12 protein-coding genes are annotated in these 19,280 nt (G+C 53.5%); 4 read left to right on the top strand and 8 right to left on the bottom strand.

All coding sequences use genetic code 11. The annotated features are described in order from the left end of the window. Positions 1-86: 86 nt before the first annotated feature. Together MK110_17435 and MK110_17430 are read left to right on the top strand one after the other, a co-directional pair. Positions 87-383, top strand: coding sequence for an antibiotic biosynthesis monooxygenase (locus MK110_17435; protein ID MCH2213091.1), 297 nt, complete (start codon positions 87-89; stop codon positions 381-383). A gap of 234 nt (positions 384-617) precedes the next feature. Then, positions 618-2,420 (top strand): ATP-binding cassette domain-containing protein, encoded by a 1,803-nt coding sequence (locus MK110_17430; protein MCH2213090.1) that lies wholly within the window; start codon positions 618-620, stop codon positions 2,418-2,420. Positions 2,421-2,464: 44 nt separating this feature from the next. Here the strand turns inward: MK110_17430 and MK110_17425 are convergent, their stop codons facing one another. The 3 genes from MK110_17425 to MK110_17415 all read right to left on the bottom strand — a co-directional run bounded on the left by MK110_17425 (position 2,465) and on the right by MK110_17415 (position 7,401). Continuing rightward, entirely contained in the window at positions 2,465-3,589 is a 1,125-nt protein-coding gene (locus tag MK110_17425; protein MCH2213089.1) for a Xaa-Pro peptidase family protein, read from the bottom strand. A 257-nt stretch (positions 3,590-3,846) separates the two neighbouring features. Continuing rightward, positions 3,847-6,381: a hypothetical protein gene (locus tag MK110_17420; GenBank protein ID MCH2213088.1), complete on the bottom strand. Its 2,535-nt coding sequence runs from the start codon at positions 6,379-6,381 to the stop codon at positions 3,847-3,849. A gap of 555 nt (positions 6,382-6,936) precedes the next feature. Then, entirely contained in the window at positions 6,937-7,401 is a 465-nt protein-coding gene (locus MK110_17415; GenBank protein MCH2213087.1) for a tRNA (cytidine(34)-2'-O)-methyltransferase, read from the bottom strand. An 835-nt stretch (positions 7,402-8,236) separates the two neighbouring features. On the opposite strand from MK110_17415, the gene MK110_17410 reads away from it, so the two are divergent. Next, positions 8,237-10,066 (top strand): hypothetical protein, encoded by a 1,830-nt coding sequence (locus tag MK110_17410; protein ID MCH2213086.1) that lies wholly within the window; start codon positions 8,237-8,239, stop codon positions 10,064-10,066. A gap of 10 nt (positions 10,067-10,076) precedes the next feature. Here the strand turns inward: MK110_17410 and MK110_17405 are convergent, their stop codons facing one another. From MK110_17405 to MK110_17390, 4 genes are all read right to left on the bottom strand, one after another. After that, the gene (locus tag MK110_17405) at positions 10,077-11,036 is read right to left on the bottom strand and encodes a class I SAM-dependent methyltransferase (protein ID MCH2213085.1); all 960 of its coding nucleotides are present in this window, start codon (positions 11,034-11,036) and stop codon (positions 10,077-10,079) included. A 176-nt stretch (positions 11,037-11,212) separates the two neighbouring features. Next, the gene (gene gnd, locus MK110_17400) at positions 11,213-12,682 is read right to left on the bottom strand and encodes a decarboxylating NADP(+)-dependent phosphogluconate dehydrogenase (GenBank protein ID MCH2213084.1); all 1,470 of its coding nucleotides are present in this window, start codon (positions 12,680-12,682) and stop codon (positions 11,213-11,215) included. An 81-nt stretch (positions 12,683-12,763) separates the two neighbouring features. Beyond that, on the bottom strand, positions 12,764-13,837 hold the full coding sequence (locus tag MK110_17395) for a sugar kinase (GenBank protein ID MCH2213083.1): 1,074 nt from the start codon (positions 13,835-13,837) through the stop codon (positions 12,764-12,766). 349 nt (positions 13,838-14,186) lie between these two features. Continuing rightward, complete coding sequence (locus MK110_17390) at positions 14,187-15,155, bottom strand: hypothetical protein (protein MCH2213082.1); 969 nt, start codon at positions 15,153-15,155, stop codon at positions 14,187-14,189. Positions 15,156-15,234: 79 nt separating this feature from the next. Between MK110_17390 and MK110_17385 the strand changes: the two genes are divergently transcribed. Then, on the top strand, positions 15,235-17,112 hold the full coding sequence (locus MK110_17385; GenBank protein ID MCH2213081.1) for an Hsp70 family protein: 1,878 nt from the start codon (positions 15,235-15,237) through the stop codon (positions 17,110-17,112). A 97-nt stretch (positions 17,113-17,209) separates the two neighbouring features. On the opposite strand, the gene rho is transcribed toward MK110_17385, so the two are convergent. After that, the gene (gene rho / locus MK110_17380; GenBank protein MCH2213080.1) at positions 17,210-18,871 is read right to left on the bottom strand and encodes a transcription termination factor Rho; all 1,662 of its coding nucleotides are present in this window, start codon (positions 18,869-18,871) and stop codon (positions 17,210-17,212) included. Positions 18,872-19,280: the final 409 nt, after the last annotated feature.

Here is a 19,280-nt window from a genome sequence, read left to right as displayed (position 1 = left end):
GATTACCAAACGACCGGCGATATGCTGCGACACACAGTGTCTTCCGCAACCATCCCTTTAAAAAAGACATTTTACCGATGATGATCGTGATCGTAACCATTGTGTGCAAACCTGGCCAACGCGAAAACTTTCTGAAGGAATTCCGGGCCATAGTTCCGGAAGTTCTCAGGGAAGACGGCTGCATCGATTATGGACCGACCATCGACACTCCAGCCGGATTAGGAAATCAGAATACGGATGAAGACCGTGTCACCATCGTCGAAAAATGGACGTCACTGCCTTCGCTGAAGGCACACCTTGTTGCTCCCCATATGGAAGCGTATCGCCCGAAAGTCCAGGATTTCATCGAATCGTCAGAACTCCGAATTCTTGAGGCAACGTAAACCTGTGCATCCCCGGTTCCCGAAAACGATGATGCACGACCAGGCGGACTCAACACCGGCAGGCCTCAAAAAGGCATCACGCAACCCCCGACAGGCGCTAATGTCGTTCGGCACTACGGCACGACAGTGAATCCGGAAGGCATTCGTACAAACAGCATGACATCTGCAGTATGATCTGCGATAGTTGGGCGTTCCTGACCGGTACAACATATCAGCGTTCAGCTGCGACATCACATGTCCCTTCTTTATGTCCGCAATCTTTCGTTCACTCACGGTGGACCACTGCTGTTCGATCAGATCAACTTTACGGTGGAATCGGGGGAACGCATCGGTCTTGTCGGTCGGAATGGGACCGGCAAGTCCACACTGCTTAAGCTGCTTTGCGGTGAGTTCAGTCCGGATGACGGCAGTATCGTCATGGACGAGACGGTCACCATCGGCAGACTCATTCAGGAAGTTCCTGATGAAAGTCATCTGGACGTGGCCGGTATTGTTCGACAGGGGCTCAACATCAACGCATCGGTCCAGGATCTGCCTGACTGGGAACACCAGCAGAAGGTGGACCGTGTGTTGTCTCGTCTCGACCTACAGGCAGAAGCACCGTTTGCGTCTCTCAGTTCCGGTATGAAACGACGGGTGTTGCTGGCTCAGACACTGGTCTCCGACCCCGATATTCTCCTGCTCGACGAACCGACGAACCATCTGGACGTCGACTCGATCGCCTGGCTGGAACGTTTTCTCAGCGGTTATTCCGGAGCAATCATCTTTGTGACTCACGATCGTGTGTTTCTGCAGCGGCTGGCCGTTCGAATCATGGAAATTGACCGAGCAGGACTGTTCGACTGGACCTGCGACTACAACACATTTCTGCTGCGTCGTCAGGAATTTCTGGACGCCGAAACCAAACAGAATGCAGCCTTCGACCGCAGACTGGCCGAAGAAGAAGTATGGATCCGGAAAGGAATCAAAGCACGCCGCACGCGCAACGAGGGCCGCGTGCGTGCATTAAAAAAAATGAGGGAAGAACACAGTCAGCGCCGTATTCGAATCGGCAAAGTCCGTATGCAAGCGGCCGATGCTGAGCGGTCCGGCCAACTGGTTCTGGAAGCGAAGCAGATCACATTTGCCTGGCAAGGACATCCCGTCGTCACTGGTTTCTCGACATCGGTCTCACGCGGGGACCGGGTGGGGATTATCGGGCCGAACGGAGCCGGGAAAACCACACTCATTAAAATCCTGCTTGGCGAATTGACACCGTGTTCCGGATCCGTCCGTACCGGCACCAATCTGCAGATCATCTACTTCGATCAGCTGCGGGAATCAATCGATGAAACCAAAACCGTCGTCGAAAACGTTGGCGAAGGACAGGACACACTGCTGATCAACGGCCGGAGCAGACATATCTACGGTTACCTGCAGGATTTTTTGTTCACACCGGAACGAGCACGCCGTCCCGCGCGGTATCTTTCCGGTGGAGAACAAAATCGGCTGATGCTGGCAAAATTGTTCAGGCAACCGTCCAATGTCATGGTGCTTGACGAACCCACTAATGACCTGGATGCAGAAACACTGGAGTTACTGGAAGAACTTGTCAGTCAGTATGCCGGGACAGTACTGCTGATCAGTCACGATCGCGCGTTTCTTAACAATGTCGTGACCAGCACCATCGCGTTCGAACCGGATGGTGTCGTGCGGGAATACGATGGAGGCTACGACGATTATCTTCGGCAGCGACCTGAATCTGTTTCTGAACCGGCAGAAAAAGCAGAGATTCCCAGTGAACAAACGTCTCGCGATTCACCAAAAAAAACAAAACTCAGTTACAAAGAACAGCGAGAACTGGACGATCTTCCGGATCAAATCACAGCATTGGAAGATCAACAGTCACAACTGCACGAACAGATGGCAGATCCGGAATTCTACCGACAGGACTCTTCGGTGATTGCCGAAGCAACAGCGTCACTACAATCGCTCACCAAACAACTGGAAACCGCCTGTGACCGCTGGGAAGAGCTGGAAGAGCTTCAGAATTCGTAACACGGTGCCCCAGGTGAATACCAGATCGGAAAGGACGATTGACTTTACATCTCCAGGGAGAAGTTTGTCAGTCGTTCGACGCCGTCACTGGTGACGATGTAATTTTGCTCCAGTCGAATTCCGGCCTGCAGTTCCTCTGTATACAGCCCCGGTTCTGCAGTGAAGGTATCTCCTTCTTCGAATACGTCATCCCAGTGCGGGTTGAGATGGGGAGCCGTATGAGGATACAGACCGAAGCCATGCCCCAGATGGTGGATAAAGGCATCCGGACGATACTCATCAAGCATTGTTTTGGCCTGATTGAACAAATCCCGACAGGAAATCCCTGGCCGCACAGAACGTTCAACCATATCCAGCACATCGACAATCACCTGCCATGCTTCGTGTTGCAAGTCAGTCGGCTCACCGGATACCGCAATCGTCCGACAGTTGTCAGCATAATAGCCGCGGTAACAGGGCCCGAGGTCAAGTATAAAGAGTTCACCGTCCTGAGCAGGACGGTCACGCGGAGGACCTCCGGGGGAGTTACATTGATAGTCATTTCCAAGAGCCAGCAGTGGTTCACCGGCGACGTCAACCGCGGCAGCGTGGAGTTCACTGAATACCCGGAGTTCGCTGATCCCCGGAACGATGATTTCCCTCGCTCTGTCATACATGGCTGACGTGCAGTCAATAGCCCGGCGAATCATCACCAGCTCGTCCGGGTCCTTGTGACGACGCTGTCGCCAAAGCGCAGGATCGATATCAGTAAGCTGTTTCAGAGAAGCATCTGTGACATCAAATGCGCGAATCAAATGCGGACTGCGCTCCGAAAACTCAAGGCCAAGTCGCTCACTGCTGCCCCCAACAGAATCGACCAGCAGTCGGGCAGCAACTTCCATCTGCTCCTGCCGTAACGTGGCGTGCCACTGCGCCTCATATATCAGAACCGTATCAGCCGCAATTGCTTCAGGTTCAGAATTTGGAGCAACCAGCGTACACGTACCGTCGAAATCGAGACACACGACCGAACGCAGTAACTGATGCGATCGAAACCCCGTCAGGTACTGCACGTTCTCAGGAGACACGAAGACAGCCCGATCAATTCCCAATTCAGCAAATTGCGAGCAGATACGCTGCTGACGGTCGCGACATCGGTCGGAATCCAGAAAGAGGGGCTGTTGTGTCATCTCAGTGTTTGTATTGTGTCGGTTCGACCGATTCAATCGTCAGCTCGTCCGCAGGCGTTTTACACAGACAGAATCCGCTGCGGTCTGAGCGATCAACCTGTTCCTCGGTTTCTTTCTGACGACACATTCGAACAGGTCGCCGTCAATCGGCATACTCCCGCAGACCGCATAACGTGCCCGCCCGTCTCGCTGGTAGTACAACCGGTCAGCGCCGACTGGTCAGGCAGAACAGACCCCGGAACACGAGAAAAAGAGAACTAACGCTCTGAAACCGTCACGTCGGTGATGTTCTGCTGAGGAACAGCAACGAATGAACGGGACACCGTACCGTCAGACGAGTTCCACAACCGGACTTCTCCGTCGTAGCAACCTGTTGCCAGCCGGTTGCCCTGAGCGTCGAATGCGAGTGCGTACACCCAGTCTGTATGGCCGGTCATCGTTCGCACAAGTTCGCCGTCTGACAACTGATGCTCACGAATCTGACTGTCGGCACCTGCTGAGTACACGCGTCCATCTGCCGTGACTACAACTCGAAAAACAGGATCACCAAATCCTGTGATCTCCCGAAGTTGCTTCTCATCAACCACCGGCCACACCCGCAGCTTCCTGTCACCGCCACCGCTGACGAGCGACTCACCGTCCGGCAGGAATGATACGGTATACACTGGCTGTCCGTGACTGGTAAAAGTCTTCAGAACCTGTCCGCTTGCTGCATCGAACACCCGGCAAGACTTGTCATAACTGGCAGAAACGACCCGGTCACTCCGGGGTGACCAGGCCACATCCATCACCGAGTCGGCATGGTCTTCGATCGTGTGCAGAACCTCTTGAGTCTCTATGTCGATAATCGTAACCTTTCGATCAGCGCCACCGGCAGCCAGCCGTGATCCGTCAGGACTGAGGGAAACCGTATAAACACTGTCCGTTGTGCGTACCGGTGTCCCCAGGTGGGTCCCATCAGCCACTCGAAACAGTTTCAATTCTCCAAGCTGGCCCGGCGTTCCGGCTGCCGCAATGAGAGTCGCACCATCTGCAGTGAATGCCAGATCATTCACCCGCTGAGCAACATTGGTGATTCGTCGAATCAGTTCGCCATTAGTGCTCCACAACAGAATTTCGTGGTATCCGGATGTCGCCAGCAGCGATCCATCCGGAGAAAACGCCGCTGCTAGAACAGGAATGGGAATCCGGTATGTATCCGGCGGACCGGGTTGAGGCATTTCCGGAATGAGATCAAACAGGTCCGCATCCGCTGATGCAACGGCATCCAGAGGTGCACCCACATCAATCCATCGACGAATTCTGTCGATTTCCTCCGAAGTCAGCGGATCGGCATCTTGGGGCATCGAGCCATCCTGAACCATGCTGAATAACAGAGAATCGTCAGCATGGTGAGCAGTCAGTGATACTCCGGACTCTCCTCCTTTCAGCAGACTCGCATAAGAATTCAGATTTAGCCCTCCTTCGGCAGTTCGAGTGTTGTGACACGCCGTACAACGCCGAACCAGTATCGGCGCGATGTGGCGAGAGAACGAAACAAACCGGCCCAGCGGTTCCAGAGCCCGTTCCGCGTGGTTCTGCACATCCACCCAGCGATCCTGTAATCGGTCGAGAACAGTATTCAACTCTGCAATTCTTCGGTTCGTACGGAAGATTTCTGATCGCAGCTGTTCCTTTTGTTCCATGAATTCTGACGCACTATCGCGGCACTCCTGACTGACAGTCATGAGTCGTACCACTTCCCTTTGCTGTGCGAAATGCCGACGGCTGATCTGAGAATGGATGTCTGTCTTCATGCGACGCTCAGATTCGGCCCGTTCGAATTCGTCTGCAGCTGAGTCGTACTGCTTCTGTTGCTCTGCGACGACAGCGAGATTCTCGTCCAGAAACTGTTGAGCACGTTCCTGCAGCGGACGGATCTGCTGGTGCACGTGCACCAGCATCGCCACCTGATCCTCTGCTCTCTCCGGCGACTGGTCCATAACCAGCCGAAGCGAAGACATTGATCTGTCAACAGCCGCCGCAGTATTCCTCAGGCGTTCGGCGGTACGGTCTGCTCTTGTCACACCCAGTCCGGCCTGATCCAGCAGTCGGGTTTGAGCTGCCAATTCCCGCCCCGCACCGATTGACTGTGTTCGTGCCTCTTCCATTTCATTTTCCGCCAGACGAACTGCGTCTTCGGCGTCGGGAAGCTTCAGGCGAATTTCTTCAGCCTGTTTCGCAATGCTGTCGGCCTGTCGGACGCTCCGAAGAGCGGACTGCTCTGCAGCAAATGATTCCTGATGTAACTCAGCCAGTTCATCCGTGACCTGATCGATTTCCGCATGCTGTTTCCTGAGTCGCTTCAATGCATTGTCAGCGTCAAGCTGAAGCTCATCGGCCGCAAGATGACGTTCAAGCTGAATCCTCAGTAAACCGATGGCGTTCGTGACCTGTGTCTCGCGGGATTCCGCGAATTTCCTGGCTTCCTCATGTGTCTCCAGTCGCTGAACAGCATTAACCAGTTCATCCTTCAGTCGGCGGATGGCTTTCTGTGTTCCGTCCGCTGCCTCAGACTGCAACCTCTGTTCGTCTGCCGCTGCAGCCTGTTCCGCAGTCAACTGACTGATCCGTTCTCTGATTCCCTGAGTCGAGGCTGTCTTCTGTGATGCTGATTCACCGGCAGCAAAGGCAAAGGGTGAGAGTATCAGGAATAAATAGATGCTGCCGGAGGTCACCTTCGTCTGCCAAAATCGCCCATGGCAGCTATCGGTAAACGGGAGTGTGATTGAGGACGGCAGGATCACAGGCATGACGCGAGACTCCGGAATTTGCGGCATGTGGCGAAAACACAACATACATGCAAAAACCTACAATTCCCACCACGACAGGCCCTGTCAAGATCACCGAAAACAGGAAGACCGGACAATTACTGCCGCGAACGTCTGCCGGTTCGCTATCTCCAGAAGAATGGGCGCATACAGAAAGCCCGGCATAACCGATCACACCGGGCCTGGAAAATCTGCGAGAACATTTCCGGACTATTTACGATGACGAATCTTGGCTCGCATTCGGCGTTTCTTGCGGCCAACTTTTCGTCGTCCTTTTCCACTCTTCTTCGTTCCCATACTCCGTAACTCTCCGGATGATTTCGCGCTGACAGACAAACGATTTAACGTCACTTACAATATTTTTTCGAGACAGTAGCCCGAACCATACGGTTAACTGCTCCAAAAAGGTCCCGCCCGCAGCTCATGCAAGCTGAATACACGCCGCCGGAACTGGGCACCTCTTAAATTCTAACGCAGCTAAGGCGGCGCTTCAAACTCGGTGTACACGGAGTATTCAAAACGAGAAATCAACACCCGTCACAACCCGCCGAACTGCCTCACTGCCTCATAAGCCACCGTATTCACCGTACTCGCCAGATTGAGGCTCCGCACCTGTCCATTCATCGGTAGTTTAATGCGATTCGCCGGTTTCTCATCGAGAATCGACTTTGGTAAGCCTCGGGATTCACTGCCAAAAATCAAAATATCACCTTTCTGAAAATCAGCAGTCCAGACCAGTCGACTGGCCGTTTTCGTAAGATACCAGACCGAACAGTCAGGCAATCGCCGTCTCATTTCCTGCCAGCTGTCGACGACCTGCCAGTCCAGATGCTGCCAGTAATCCATCCCCGCTCGCTTCAGATAGCGATCCTCCAGCCGGAATCCCAGCGGTCGAATCATCCAAAGACGTGCCCCAATCGCCACACAGGTCCGGCCGATGTTACCGGCATTCTGCGGAATTTCCGGCTCGTGCAGCACGATGTTCAGAAGAGGTTCAATCATGTCGTCTTCGAATGACAATAGATCTATGGCCGGACACCAGGTTGCTCGCAGGAACAAACAGGGACTCGTTCAACGCATAAGTACCTGTTCAAACTAACATTGACCGTCTATGACAATATTTCCGTTTGCCGACATCAACAGCAAATCTTCGGTAAAAGGGACACCACGCATCAGTGTCGAAATGTTTATGACAACACGGTCGAATTGACCATCCGTCCCCGTTTCGTCCGTGAACCGCAAAGTCGACAACGAGAATGCAGTGGTTGAGTAGGAAATCCTGAAGCGCTCATTCGCCTAAAATCAGCTCTGGGCGTGTCAGTATTTTGAGGGGCAGATCTGACAGCGTTATCAGAAGGCGGTGTCAAGAAAACAGATTGTAACAGGCAGAAACACTTGTTTCAGTCTCACAAGTGAGGTGAAGTTCACACCTTTGAAGTTAGTGAAAAGATCACGCCTGTTGCAACTGAGTTGTTGCTGCGGGAAATCGGTGGGAGACATGGAATTCTGTCGACTTTGATCACCAGCCCCAGTGACATCACTCAACAGTCGACTCCCTGCGGGTTTACTGTTGAGACCCACTCAACCTGATCTGCGGCGGCCTGCTGAAAACCACCGTCCGAACACAGCACACTAATCAAAGACGGACGAACGACACACAGTCATTTCTCGAAATTTATCCGAACATCAAACCTGACCAGCGCGTATCACTGACATCAATCCAAATCAACTCGTGCAGAGACAATATGATTGTGTGACATGGGATTGGAATCAACAGGCCCGAAATGTCAGGCTACACACTTCCTTCTGTCCATTTTGTCCTGGAACTGAAGCTCACATGTCCCGTCTGAAACATATCGTCCGGCAGACGATGCTGATTCTAATCGTCTGGATGTTCCTGCTGATCAGTATTTCGGCTACGTCAGCAACCGCTGCCCTTCCACTTAAGGTCCGGCGTGAACTCGGTCGGATGACAAAGGACGCCCGCAGTGTCACCGGGCTGGTACGCAGAAAGAAAATTGATGAAGCACAGGCCGTTATCGATGAACTGATACGACGTACCGAACAACTCGGCGTCAAAGACGGAGAACGTGACCGTGTCTGGAGAACGTTCAGAAGTCAATTCGATCGAGCCCGCAATCTGATTCCGGTCGGTTTTGAAGCAGACATTGCACCAGTTCTGTCCGCCCGCTGCGTGAGTTGCCATGGTGCAGAGGACAACCCGGCCGCCGGCCTGCGTCTGGACACATTCAGCGGCCTGCGCCGCGGCAGTCGCGGCGGAGCCCTGCTGAAACCGGGCGATGGTGCCGACAGTCTGATCATGAAGCGGCTCACAAACAGCGATGACCGGCAGCGAATGCCTCGAAATTCAGCTCGACTGACGAATGAACAACTCAGGATCATCGGAAAGTGGATCAATGATGGAGCTATCTTCGACGGAACTGATGAAGACGCACCAATTGTCTCATCAACAGAAACGCCTCCGGAAGACATCGAAATCGTGATGGCCGACGGAACAGGGACTGTCTCATTCATCAGTGACGTGGCACCAATATTTGTAAATTTTTGCCTCCGTTGTCATCGCGGAGACACTCCTGCAGGTGGTTATTCCGTTGTGACGATCACGGACGTGCTGCGCGGCGGAGACACCGGCAACACAATCATTCCCGGTAATTCAAATGACAGCTATCTCTGGAAACTTGTGGGCCTGCAGGATCCGATCAAAATGCCGCAGGGGCCGGCGCGGCTCAAACGATCTCAGGCACAAACGCTCAAAACATGGATCCAGGAAGGTGCACATTTCGACGGGGATGATGCCACGGTCAGTCTGCGAAACATGGTGCCCACGGAAGCGGAAACAGCAGCCCGGGAACTTGCTTCGATGAGCAGCGACGATTTTGCTCTGCGGCGAATCCAACAGGCAAAATCAATATGGAAACGCGCAGTCCCTGGAGAAAACGCTGATAACGTCACTACAGATAACTTTTACATCTGTGGAAACGTTCCGGAGAACCGCCTTCGTCAGTTTGCCACACTGGCGGAAGCTCAGCTCGCCCGTCTTCAGAAGCTCCATGACGATCATAAAACCGCCTGGCGCGGACGATTAGTCATCTTTGCCTCGCGAGACCGCTTTGAGTACACGGAATTCAACACTGTCCTGCGCGACCAACGCACGCCACAAACGGTCCACGGCCATGTCGTGATCACTCCCCAGCTTGCCACAGCGTACGTGGTTTTGCATGACTATGGCAGCCAACGTTCCGCATCAGAGCTCACCTCCGACCAACTCGTGAATTCTCTTGTCGCTCAGGCCTGGCTCGCGAGAGACGGTTCGAATCTCCCGGACTGGTTGACAGAGGGTTTCGGCCTGCTGGAATCGGGCATCGAAGCAAAGTCACTGACGCGGTTGAAAGCCCATGCCATACAAGCTGCTGCCACAGTCAAATCACCGGAAGACCTGTTTGGAAACGACAGATTTTCTCCGGCAGACAAACCGATTGTCGGTGCTTTGCTGATACGCTTCCTGCAAACTCCGGGAAACGCAAAATTTACGGAATTCCTCAACGCCGCACGAACGACATCGAACGCTGCTGAAGCCATTCAAAGTACCTATCGTCAACCTGCCGAGTCTGTCGCCAGAGGCTTTCTAACCAGTCTCAGTCGATAATCACAACACGTCAACCCGCGGCCTGCAACGGCCGCACGCCCGTCACATTGACACCGCTGCCGATCAGCAGATTGTGTTCGTAAGCCCAGTGATAGAATCGTCCCGTTTTTTCGGGTGGTAAAACACGCAGCTCCGTAAATCCGTCATCCCTGAACCATCCCTGAAGCTCGTCAGTTGTGTGGTGGTACTGAAACTCCGGCGCCCACCAGTCAAATGTGTCACAGACACGATTCTCGTAACCTGGGTGCGCACTAAAGTTCACAATTTTGTTCAGCGTCCGGTTTAAAATCGGTATTCCACCCAGCACTGCTCCGACGTGACACAGCGGACGAAGCAGATTTTGTGGTATTCGTGTGCTTACACCGCGAACTCCATTATTGATCGCTTCCTGCCACCACTGGTTGCGTCGATACAGCCAGACGGAATAGCGGCCGCCCGGTTTGACCATAGCAGCCACTGCGTCAAATACTGCCCGTGTGTCAGTGTCGTGGTGCATCACGCCGATCGAAAATACAAAATCGAATGATTCGCACTCCAGCGGCAACCGCTTAAGATCAGCCTGAGCAAACTTCACATCCGACAGATGCTCACACAACCTGCGCGCCTTATCAACAGCCCGCGAGTGATCCACTGCAACAACAGATGCTCCAGCTTCTGCACAGATTCTGGTATAGCGACCGCCTCCACATCCCGCGTCCAGCACACGCAGACCTTTCAGGTCACTCACTGGCATGCCAGTCTTGGCTTCGAATGTTGCGCGATCTTCATCATCGTGAGCAACCTCGTAACGATTCCACTGATCGCCGAAACTCTCAAGATGTTCATCCGATACGAACCGCGGAATATGATCAATCATACGACCGATGACTTTACCGTCGGATCCCAGCAGTTCATCAGTCTGAGAATCCCAGCGCAGGGCACTGCCGTCATCCGGATGGCGAAATTCAACCAGCAATTCAGGTGAATTCATAATTCTGCCTGGCAGCAACTGTGACTCACCACCTGTATCAGGTTGTCAGTAACGTTGCTGCTGCCCTGTCAGAGTTAAAATACCAAGTGAATGTCCACTGCCACTGTCTGTATTTTCCGAAGTCACAATGTACGGACATAGCCGGTGTCACGCGGAATAGCAGAACTGCCGCGGTACTACGTCAAATGTCGCTCACGAATCCAGTCAGTATGAAACTTCTCACCGCGAGGTCGGTCAGTCCGCTCATACGTATGGGCTCCGAAATAGTCACGTTGTGCCTGCAACAGATTCGCCGGAAGAGATGCTCGTCGGTAACTGTCAAAGTACGTCAATGCTGCTGAGAATGCCGGGACCGGCAGTCCGAACTGCACGGCAGTCGCAACGACTCGGCGCCAGGAAGGCTGAGCTTTATCGACAGCGTCTCTAAAGAAATCGTCGAGCAGCAGATTCTCAAGATCTGGGTTCTTGTCAAATGCGTTTTTGATGTCCTGCAGGAATACGGAACGAATGATACAGCCGCCGCGCCACAGCATAGCAATTGGACCATTATTGAGTTCCCAGCCAAACTCCTTCGCAGCCGCATTCAACTGAACAAAGCCCTGTGCGTAGCTCACAAGCTTGGATGCATAGAGCGCCTGACAGACGTCATCAATGAATTGTTGTTTGTCACCGTCAAACGTTCTGTCAGGACCCGACAGTACAGCAGACGCTCGAACTCGTGCATCCTTCTGTGCCGACAGACATCGGGCATAAACGGCTTCTGTCACCAGTGTGGTGGGTACGCCCAGCTCAAGTGCGTGTTGACACATCCAGCGCCCGGTCCCTTTTTGGCCGGCGGTATCAAGAATCATATCGACAAGATCACCGTCAGAGTCATTATCACGGACAGTAAAAATGTCACGGGTGATCTCGATGAGATAACTGTCCAGGTATCCTTCATTCCATTCCTTGAATACGGCATACAAATCCTGATTCGTCAGCCCCAAACCATGTTTGAGAATGTAGTAGGCCTCGCAGATCAGCTGCATGTCACCGTATTCAATTCCGTTGTGAACCATCTTGACGTAGTGACCGGCCCCGGCATCTCCAACCCAGTCGCAACACGGAATGTCGTTGTTCTTACCAACTTTCGCACTGATCTTCCGCAGGATATCTTTAACAAACGGCCATGCATCCCGGTGGCCACCGGGCATAATGCTGGGGCCTTTCAGTGCTCCCTCCTCACCACCGGAAACACCGGTCCCGATAAAACGAAAACCTTCCGCGGCCAGTTCTTCGTGCCGACGATTCGTATCCACGTAATCCGCGTTGCCACCATCGATGATAATATCACCCTTGTCGAGGAGTGGTTTAAGCTGACTGATGACCGCATCACACGGCCCGCCCGCCTGAACCATGATCATCACGCGCCGCGGCGATTCCAGGCTGTCCACAAAATCTTCCAGCCGTTCGAACCCGTGAATCCTATCCGACGCTCCCTCTTCAACGACACCCTCGGGGCGATCACTCAGGCCACCAATGAATTCCCTCATCTTTTCTGTGGTCCGGTTATAAACCGCCACATTGAACCCTTTGTTGGCCATATTCATGACGAGGTTCTGTCCCATCACCGCCAGACCAATCAGACCAATATCGTGTTTTGACATACTTCTGTTTCAAACCTCCAGGTCCGGCTGCGCGGACCACTTATGTGAAGACCGACCCCTACGTGTGGTGTTAACACCGAATCAACGCTGAATGCGGGCGGAACCACCGGTGGCAAAGGATTCCACCTGACCGATCGTAGCCATCGTGGTATCTCCCGGAAATGTGGTCAGAAGAGCTCCGTGCGCCCATCCCAGATCAAGAGCCGTCTGAGGATCTTTGCCGCCGAGCAAGCCATAGATGAGTCCCGACGCGAATCCGTCTCCGCCGCCAACCCGATCCAGAACATCCAGTTGTGCTTCTTTAGCCTGATACGTTTTCCCGTTTGCCCAGAGCACGGCACTCCAGCGATGCCGATTGGTTGACTCAACCTCCCGCAACGTCGTCGCCACTGCTTTCACACCGGGAAATTCCCTGGCCACACTCTCCATCATGGCAAAAAATGCCGATGGATCGAGTTTGGACCGGGTCTCCACATCCTGCCCCTGAAGTCCGAGCCCCATCTGCAGATCCTCTTCGTTTCCAACGAGAACATCGCAATGCTCCACGATACTGCGCAGCGTTTCCTGAGCTTTGTCGAGCCCGCCACTGATTGCCCACAGTTTTGCCCGGTAGTTAAGATCAAACGAGGTAACGGCTCCTGCAGCCTTAGCCGCCTGCATGCCTTCGATAATCACATCAGGAGTCGTCGATGACAGTGCGGCAAAAATACCGCCACTGTGGAACCAGCGAACTCCTCCCCTGAAGATGTCATTCCAGTCGAAGTCCCCGGATTTGAGCATCGCCGCTGCTTCATTGCTCCGATTATAGAAAACCACAGGAGCACGCACACCGCAGCCCTGATCGCTGTAGACGGTCGCCATATTGGGACCTCGAACACCGTCGTGTGAAAAGCACTTGTAAAACGGCTTCACCCCCATCGCACGAACGCGTTCGTGAATTAAATCACCCAAAGGACTGTCCACCATTGCGGTGGCAATTCCGGTTTTCAGCCGGAAACAGTCAGCCAGATTGGCAGCACAATTGAATTCGCCGCCACTCACGTGAACCGTCAGCTGATTTGCCTTGCGAAACGGAATTCGGCCGGGATCCAGCCGGTGGACCATCGCACCAAGAGACACAAAATCCAGGGCGGCGTTATCGGGAATATCCAGCATGGTTTCTTCAAACTATCCTTTTGGCACAAGGGGCTCAGGTGCATGCCAAACATATATTGCGAGCGGCATACATCTTTTCAGAGGAACAGTGTCTGTCACTTTCTGCAGACCAGGTCCGCACTGGTTTGTCGACCCTCAATGCAGATCGGAGCAGTCCATGGGCGTATCGTACGGAACACACGATGGAATTCAAAAGGAAGCAATTATTTCACCTGGTCTTCTTACAAAAGCGATGGATGCTCCTGTCAGAGACAGCAAAAATGCGCCCGTTGTGATCATGATTCGTCCAAGTCCACCCAGTCTGCTGAGCCGGTTCGGTAGAATGTTGTTAACACGTCATGCCGGAAGGTCACCTGCCGGAAGACTCACCTGCTGACAACAGCAAATCAGCAATTTTTTGATGCTGCTCATACGATGCACTCACATGAACACCGGACGGGCCCCATTCGGAAGACAAGCCAGGAAACTCCTGAGTCAGCCTTCGTTTCGTCGTTTCACGGCGGCGTCGGGACACTCGATGATAGCGATTCAGAAATACCGACTCCGGAACCGGCACAACACGACATTGACCACGGTGTGCATCTACCGAAAATGTCAGGTCGAATTGGATCAGCAGCAGGGTCGCCGATTCTGCAAACGGCATCACGGGGAGTCTTCCGGCATGCCACAGGTCATAAGGAACCACCTCGGGATTGACAACCGCCAGTCCGGATTGAGCGGCCAGGGCCGTCAGAAGCTCGCGAGGCGACTCAGGCTCGGCCCATTCAAAGGCCCGGGCAGTCGATATTTTCGCGTATGTTTCAGGCTTAAAGTGGCTTCTGGACTGTAAAATCGTCAACCGGTTTAGTTCACACAGTGTGCGCAACCGTCTGGAAACTTCCTTCGGACCGATAAACACAAACGTCCGATTCACTGAAAGACCGGAACAAGGCAGCTCAGCGGCTACCTGCCGCAACAGGTCCCGTGTCGGCACGACACCCGTATTGAGTGTCAGTGGAAACGACGGATCAATCCGTCGATCGATCACAACACACAAACCGGCCCCCTGTTGCAGCGTCACCATCACCTGGCGCAGCGGCGCGTTCTCAATATGAAGACCCCGCCTGATTTCCAGCGACTGGCGGAATCGACGGCCGGTCAGCAGTTTCTGCGGACGGTCATTCTCCGCACAAACAACAGCAGACGACACCAGTGCCAGACAAAGCAGGACAACACTCTGGCTGCACAAACTCAAACGGCGAACCACCTGTGACCTGAATTCGTCGAGGGAATCTGCTCGTAAAACGCCGGGAACATAATTCTGTACGGAATCACACATTGACTCCTCATAGTCGCAACGGAGACTCATTGTTAGCATGAGCATACAGAAACGATGATATCCATTTACAGTGAATGATATGAGCACCAAGAAAACGCACGCGGTCGGGATCGACCTGGGAACGACCTATTCGTGCATCGCTCAACTCAACGAACACGGCCAGCCGGTCACGATCGTAAACCAAGAAGGCGAACTGGCGACTCCTTCGGTGATCTTCGTGGATGAAGATGACATCGTGGTAGGAACCGAAGCTCTTCGTAATGCGATTGCCCGTCCGGATCAGGTTATTCAAAATCCCAAGCGACATATCGGAAAAAATAAAAAAACGTGGAATATTGAAAATACAAAATTCACTCCGGAATTTGTTTCAAGTCAGATTCTGCAAAAACTGTTGTCAGCCGCCAGTGCAAAGATCGGAGAAATCAGCCAAGCGGTGATTACTGTCCCGGCGCAGTTCAGTGATGCACAACGGCACGCGACCATTCAGGCAGGGCATTCCGCCGGCCTCGAAAAAGTTGAAATTATCAATGAACCCGTAGCTGCCGCACTTTGCCATGTACTCGGCAGCGAAGGACTGGCATTCACCGAACTGACGATTGACCAGCAGCTGCTGATTTTCGACCTGGGTGGTGGAACACTTGACCTTTCCGTGGTGAGCTATACCAATAATCAGCTACGGGTCATTGCTTCCGATGGAGACTTGGAACTGGGTGGACTCGACTGGACTGCCATACTCGTTGATGCTGCGGCGGATCGGTTCATTAGCGAATATAAGGAAGATCCTCGACAGGATCCGGAAAGTCACCAGGCGCTGATACTGGAAGCAGAACAGGCAAAACGCAGTCTGTCTGTGCGTCCCAGAACGGCGATTACGGTTCAGCACTCCGGCCGTCGGCAGACCTACCAGATTGAGCAGCAGGAATTCGAACACCTCAGTCGCAGTCTGCTTCAGCGTTCCGCTCTGATTACCCGCCGTATTCTTGCCGACAACGGTCTTGGCTGGGCACACATCGATGTGCTGCTGACCACCGGAGGCGCTTCCAGAATGCCGATGGTCAAATCGGTTCTGCAAAAACTCAGCAAACGTACGCTGAACACTACACTCTCACCCGATCAATCCATTGCACACGGAGCCGCGTATTACGCGGGTATGCTTCTGACAAACACCAAGCATGCACGCACGGTCTTTAGCTCTCAGGCGTCGTCACAATTTTCAAACATTAGTCAACAAAGCGTCAATGCCCGATCTCTGGGCATCATGATTCGTGACGCAAAATCAGGTCGTCGTGTTCCGCACTATTTCATACCGCCTAATTCCCAGTTACCCGTCTCCAGAACACGTCCATTCGGTACCGTTGTTGACAACCAAACCTCCGTGCATATCCGCATCGTGGAAAGCGGTGCCGGCCCCGAAAACCCACCGACCGAACTGGGTGAATGCCGGATCACAAATCTGCCGCCCCGACTGCCGAAAAGCAGCGAGGTCGAAGTTTCCATCAGTTATGACGCTCAGGCGCGGGTTCACGTATCCGCCCGCGAACTGACCACAGGACGGTCAGTGGAAGTAGATTTCATTCGTCAGGAAAACCTGTCCAGCCAGTTGCAGGATTCTCCAGACTCGACCGAGTTCCAGTCGCCGGCCGCGGATGACTCCGCTTCGACTCAATCTGCGGAGACAGCCGAGTATCCGGAATCGGTCCCCGGACGCGAACCGTCAGGACTCAACAGCCTGGTCCAGCAAGGTCACCCGGATGAAGACGATGTTTCTCACCAGGAAATCGTCCTGCGTTGCAGCAGTTGCAACAGCCGGCTGAATTCAGATGGTGAATGTGAAAGTCAGCAGTGCCTGACAGACTCTCAGGCACTGCGCAATTGGGTGAATTCCAGCAGCGACGCAGAACCTCCCTCTGACGGTTCTGCAGAAAACGAATTCTGGAATCTGGTCGACGAAAGCTGAGACCATACGGCCGGCAGACTCCCTGCGGAGTCTCAAAATCGCATTGGTTTACAACCGTGGCTGTGAGTTCTATTCAGCCCCAAACCGGGTAAGTGCTTCAGAGAACCTGGCGAATCTTCTCCAGGAAAATCTTATTGGAAGGGAACTTTTCCATCGTCTTCGTCATCTGTTCCATGGCGTCGACGGGAGTGAGTGAAATCAGACTTCGCCGCAGCATCGTGATTCCCTCAAGCATCTCCGGTTCCAGCAGCTTCTCTTCGCGTCGAGTACCCGACCTTGACACATCAATCGATGGCCAGATTCGTCGGTCCGCAAGATCCCGACTGAGTACCATTTCCATGTTCCCCGTACCTTTGAACTCCTGGAAAATCGCCTCGTCCATACGATTGTTGGTTTCGATCAATGCCGTTCCGCAGACAGTGAGCGATCCCCCTTCATCGAACCGGCGAGCGGTCCCGAACAGTTTCTTGGGAATGTCCAGAGCACGAATGTCCAGACCTCCGGAGCCTGTTCGCCCCGTGTTACTCCATTTATTAAACGCACGTGCCAGTCGAGTAATACTGTCCAGCAGAATAAACACGTCCTTGCCGGACTCTGCCATGCGTCTGGCGCGCTCCATGATCAGCTGACTCAGACGAACATGACTTTCCACGTCTTCATCAAGCGAAGAGGCAACCACCTGCCCCTTCACCATCCGTCGCATCTCAGTAACCTCTTCAGGACGTTCATCGATTAACAATACAATCAGATGGATTTCGGGATGGTTCTCACTGACTGAGTTAGCGATGTCCTGAAGCAGCATCGTCTTACCGGTGCGTGGTGGAGCAACCAGCAGGGCTCGCTGTCCCTTACCAATGGGGCAGAGCAGATCCATAACTCTCATGGTCACCGGCTGAGGGCCGGTTTCCAGACGAATATGTTCGAACGGATTGACAGGTGTCAAATCATCGAACAGTTTTATCTCTTTGTATTCGTCCGGAGTGACTCCGTCGATCGATTCAACTTCACGGACTCTGGGACCCTGGTTTCGCGATCCAGGTCCGACGTCGGCCTTCAGCAATACGCCAGCTCTCAGACCAAATTTCTCAACAACAGAACTCGACACGAATGGATTGGAGTCTTCTGCCGCATAATTTTTTTTGGGATCACGCAGAAAACCGTAACCTTTCGGATGCAGTTCCAAAACGCCCTCAAAGATCCCTTCGATGACTTCACCGCCGGACTGCACCTGTCGACCTCGACGAGAAGGTCCACCGCGTCGATTGTCCCGACGCCCGTCTCCGCGACGCCCGTCACCCCGTCGCCCGTCACCGCCTCGCCCGTCACCGCCTCGACGGCGCCCGCCGCCACGTGAACTATTTTCTGTACGTGCCCCTTCTCCTCCGCCACGACGGCGTCGACGCCTTCTGCGACGTTTAGGAGCCTCTCCGCTATCCTCTGAGGCATCATCCCCACCCTCAACATCATTCCCTCGTCGTCCACCATCCTCCGAATCGTTTTCTGACATCTTCGGAGTTTCATCGGACCCTTCCGAACCCAAATCGGTGTCCTCAATCTCAACTTTTCGGCGTGACCTTCCCGAAGTACGTCGACGGCGCGGCGTTTCTTCCGCCTCATCGCCGGTCACTCCCTCACCGAATGCTTCTTCAGATTGAGTTGATTCTTCCACGACATCATCCTCCGTCTTGGCACGGCTGCGACGTTTACTCGTGGTCGCCCGCGTTTTACTTTCAGATCGGGGGGAACTGCTCGTTGGCATAGACTCTGGTTTCCGTTTAGTAGCCGGAAGCATGACTCAAGTCTCTGCAATGCAGACATAACCTGAGAACTCGGAATACAGACAGGGCAGCAGCACCCGCCTCTTCCAGCGCTAAATTCAGTACTTCTGAACGATAACTGGACTCAGTAGCAATAACAGGAATGAGAAATCCGTCAGCATTCCCTTTCGGGACTGCCGAATCAGGCCCCTCGCCAAAAAATCAGTGACGATTCTGCAACACGGCAACTCTCAGCGACCCTTCAGACATCAACACAGCAAAGCAGCTGATCAATATCAGGAATCATGATTTGCATCCGTGACGGCAGCACGACACCGCAGCAACACTCGTGCATCCACGCATACCCATTTGGCAACGACAATTTGCGTAAGCAAAAACCGAGTCGTACAA

The sequence above is a fragment of the Fuerstiella sp. genome, from assembly GCA_022447225.1.
In the GTDB taxonomy this organism is placed as follows: Bacteria; Planctomycetota; Planctomycetia; order Planctomycetales; family Planctomycetaceae; genus S139-18.
This window is presented reverse-complemented; position numbering and strand designations above follow the sequence as displayed.